Origin of the sequence: Planktothrix sp. FACHB-1355 (genome assembly GCF_014748295.1) — a bacterium.
Lineage (GTDB): Bacteria > Cyanobacteriota > Cyanobacteriia > Cyanobacteriales > Aerosakkonemataceae > Aerosakkonema > Aerosakkonema funiforme_A.
The window spans coordinates 1-3528 of record NZ_JACJUP010000742.1 but is presented as its reverse complement, the minus strand read 5'-3'; the positions used below and the strand labels follow the sequence as shown (position 1 = coordinate 3528).

General features: G+C 40.1%; 4 protein-coding genes and 1 pseudogene. All 5 read left to right on the top strand.

Annotated features, from left to right (window positions below; all coding sequences use genetic code 11):
- Positions 1-380 (top strand): annotated as a pseudogene (locus H6S82_RS33065) (hypothetical protein); the annotation flags it as partial.
- Between the two features lie 89 nt (positions 381-469).
- Positions 470-1099 carry a sugar transferase gene (locus H6S82_RS24100; RefSeq protein WP_190472300.1) on the top strand — a complete coding sequence of 210 codons (630 nt, stop codon included), beginning with the start codon at positions 470-472 and terminating at the stop codon, positions 1097-1099.
- Between the two features lie 118 nt (positions 1100-1217).
- On the top strand, positions 1218-2066 hold the full coding sequence (locus H6S82_RS24095; protein WP_199315523.1) for a hypothetical protein: 849 nt from the start codon (positions 1218-1220) through the stop codon (positions 2064-2066).
- 27 nt (positions 2067-2093) lie between these two features.
- The gene (locus H6S82_RS24090) at positions 2094-3167 is read left to right on the top strand and encodes a GNAT family N-acetyltransferase (protein ID WP_190472297.1); all 1074 of its coding nucleotides are present in this window, start codon (positions 2094-2096) and stop codon (positions 3165-3167) included.
- A 127-nt stretch (positions 3168-3294) separates the two neighbouring features.
- A partial coding sequence (locus H6S82_RS24085; protein WP_199317945.1) for a hypothetical protein occupies positions 3295-3528 on the top strand: 234 nt, incomplete at its 3' end.

The window sequence follows — 3528 nt, the reverse complement described above, 5'->3', positions numbered from 1 at the left end:
TGACAAGAAAAAATTTTTTTTACAGAAAAATCTACAGAAATATAATATATATTATACTTTCATTGCTAGAAAAAAAACCTAAAGGCGATGGCTTTCGTGCGCCAGAGCAGGAAAGAAGGTATTGCAAATATGTCTCCGATTTCTATTCCCTAGCGAGGTGTTTTGTTTATTATTTGACCAAAAGAAGTCCGGGGTGTGAAAATATGTACGACGAAAACCATAACTTACAGTGGCGGCAATACACTGTAAATATATCAAGTGATTTTTTAAATTTGCTTGATAAAATGATGGCTCGTAGAATAAAAGATAGATATGAAAATGGGGAGGAAATATTAAAGGAGATTAAAAAAATTAAATGGAATAGGTTGCATACAGTCTAAATTGAGCGAGCTACCAATCTATAGAATGGTAGCGAGGATGAATAAAATTCTGAAATTGTCTCTCAATCACTATAAGTGGGGAATCACCAATGGCTACTCATCAATCACCAATCACCCAATTCAACAGATTAATTAAGTATGTATTAGATAGATTGTTTGCTGCTCTTGCTCTCGTAGTGTTTTCTCCTTTTATCGTATTTGTAGCGATCGCGATCTACCTCCGTATGGGCAGACCGATTGTTTTCACCCAAGCACGTCCCGGTAAAGACGGTCACATCTTCACCTTTTATAAGTTTCGCACCATGACTGACGATCGCGATGCCGATGGCAATCTTCTCCCTGACGTACAGCGGATCACTGCGATCGGTAAATTTCTGCGCCAAACCAGTTTAGATGAACTTCCCCAACTGTGGAATGTTCTCAAAGGCGATATGAGCTTTGTTGGCCCCCGGCCTCTTTTGGTAGAATACCTGGAGCGTTACAGCCCCGAACAAGCACGCCGTCACGATGTTATGCCAGGGATCACGGGTTGGGCCCAAATCAACGGGCGCAATAGCATTTCCTGGTCAGAAAAATTCAAATTAGATGTTTGGTATGTAGATAATTGGAGCTTATGGCTTGACCTAAAAATTCTTTTTTTAACTATCTGGAAAGTTGTCAAAAAAGATGGAATTAACCAATCAGCACAGGATACAATGGAAAAATTTATGGGGAATTAATGGGACTTGAAAGTGACAAGGTTAGGCTTGGCATTGCTGAGTGAAAATAAACATTGTTTGACCGGACAAGAGCGATCGCTAACCGCAAATAAAACACCTCGGAAATTTAAAACACACCATGTTCAAAGACATATCGGAAGTAAGTATCTTTTCCATGACAGAAGAAGAATTTGCCAACTGGCGACAAAAAGAAGGAGCTAGCACAATCTTTCATCAGGGACGCTACTGGGAAAAGTTGCGTCCTGGCTTTTATCAGCCGATTCATTTAATAGCTTCTTTAACTGCCAAACAAGCAACGCGCCCAACTTTATTTTGCTGGGGATTTCGCTCGGCCTTATCGGAATCAGACGTAGAATTTACCAACGGCTCGATCCCAGTTCACTTATTAACTGATATCCAAAACTACGATTTAGAAAGTCTTTCTTCTAATCGCAGAAATCATGTGAGAAGAAGTCGCAAGCGGGCGGAGATTGTGGAGTTAATCGATCCGCTGCTACTGCAAGAACAGGGATATGAGGTTTTAGTCTCTGCTTTAACGCGAGGAAGCTACAAAGCAGTGCCATCCAAAGATGAATATATCGCCAGTATTTCCAACTATATCATCCCCAAACGGCGTTTAATTTTAGCAGGTTTAATTGAAGGAAAATTGGGGGGATATATTGAGGCTCATGCTGTCGAAGGTACTGCTTATATCCAAAGCGTTTACGTCGCAACAGAAGCATTGTCAACCTACATCGGTACTGGATTGGTGTTTGATTTCGTACAGGTCTGTCGCCGTTCCGGTAAAATCCACCAAATTGTCTACGGTCAGCACTCTCGAGAAGATGAAGCGCTCTGTGTCTTCAAAGACGGGATGCGTTTCCCAGTCAAACATATTCCTGCTAAAGTGCAGATAAATCCAGTTATGGAGAATTTTATCCGCTGGCGTACTCCTGATTCATACTATCGTCTAAGCGGACGCGACTAATTTAAATTACTCCTGGAGAAAAAGTGAATGAATACGCAAATAATCGATTTAACAGATAATTTGTGGCTGGAAACACTAGCAAAACTATGGCACGATATTTATCATTTGCCTGAGTATGTTTATTTAGAATCGCTCAGGAATAAGGCGGCTGCTGAAGCTATCTTAATATTTGAGGATGACAAAATATTTTTCTTGCCATATTTATGGCGACGTTGTGATGGATTATTCGAGTCAAACTTAGCAACAGCAGAAGTTTTTGATGTCGTCTCTCCTTACGGATACCCCGGAATTGTCTTAAGCGAAGCAGCAGCAAACGATAGAGAGTTTGTTAAGTTAGCCATAAATGAGTTAATCTCTGCATTCCGCGCTAAAGGATTTTGCTCGGCATTTTTTCGCTTGAATCCGATCCTTAATGGCGGATTGGAGGAAATTTTATCGCCAGATATCTGCCAAGTTAGTGGCGAAACTGTAGCTGTAAACTTAACACTCTCAGAAGCGGAAATATGGCAACAAACTAGACCAGAACATCGCACTAAAATTAATAGGTTGAAACGGTCTGGAATGACTCCTAAAATGGTTTCTTTTTCAGAGGGAATTAAGGAATTTATCTCGATTTATTACGAAACGATGGATCGGGTAGAAGCTACTCGAACTTACTATTTTGACGATCGATACTTTGACAATTTTTCTAAATTAGGTGAGAAAGTCCATTTGTGTATGATGGAGTTAGAGGGGAAAGTAACTTGTTCTGGAATATTTACCGAGTGTTGCGGAATCGTTCAATATCACTTAGGAGGAACTAGAAACGAATTTCTCAAACAAGCGCCCACCACACTAATGTTTGATTACATTCGCTTGTGGGCGAAGGAACGAGGCGATCGAGTTTTTCATCTCGGTGGCGGTGTAGGTGGCGGTAAAGATAGTCTCTACCATTTCAAAGCAGGTTTTTCTAAGGAAAGACGCACTTTCTCAACCCTCCGCTTAATTACAGATGAAGAAAAATATCTGCATTTAGTTAACCTGCGGGCAAAACATTTGAATGTGGCAGTGGAAAATCTTGTGAATAGCAATTTTTTCCCGGCATATCGAGCTAACGGATGAGCATACTGTGCCGATCGCAAAAAAGTTTACGGCACTATAATTTCATCATTGGGCAAATAAATTTTCCTGAAAATGAAAAATTAGGGCATTTACATTCACATTTCGATCGTACTCATAAAGTAACCAAATGGCAATTTCTTGGCAAACGCTTCACAAGTTAGAAAAAGAATACGGCGATTCTTTTTTTATTGTAGATATCGGGCAATTTCAAACTAACTATAAAGAATTTCTTCAGGCTTTTCGTGCATTTTATCCTCATACCAACCTGGGTTATTCTTACAAAACTAATTACATTCCCAAGCTATGCCAAACCGTGCATTCTATGGGAGGTTATGCAGAAGTTGTTTCCCAAATGGAGTAC

Excerpts from the sequence above, each read along its gene's own strand:
- H6S82_RS24095 (WP_199315523.1), top strand. The coding sequence starts at position 1,218 with ATGTTCAAAGACATATCGGAAGTAAGTATCTTTTCCATGACAGAAGAA.
- H6S82_RS24090 (WP_190472297.1), top strand. The coding sequence starts at position 2,094 with ATGAATACGCAAATAATCGATTTAACAGATAATTTGTGGCTGGAAACA.
- H6S82_RS24100 (WP_190472300.1), top strand. The coding sequence starts at position 470 with ATGGCTACTCATCAATCACCAATCACCCAATTCAACAGATTAATTAAG.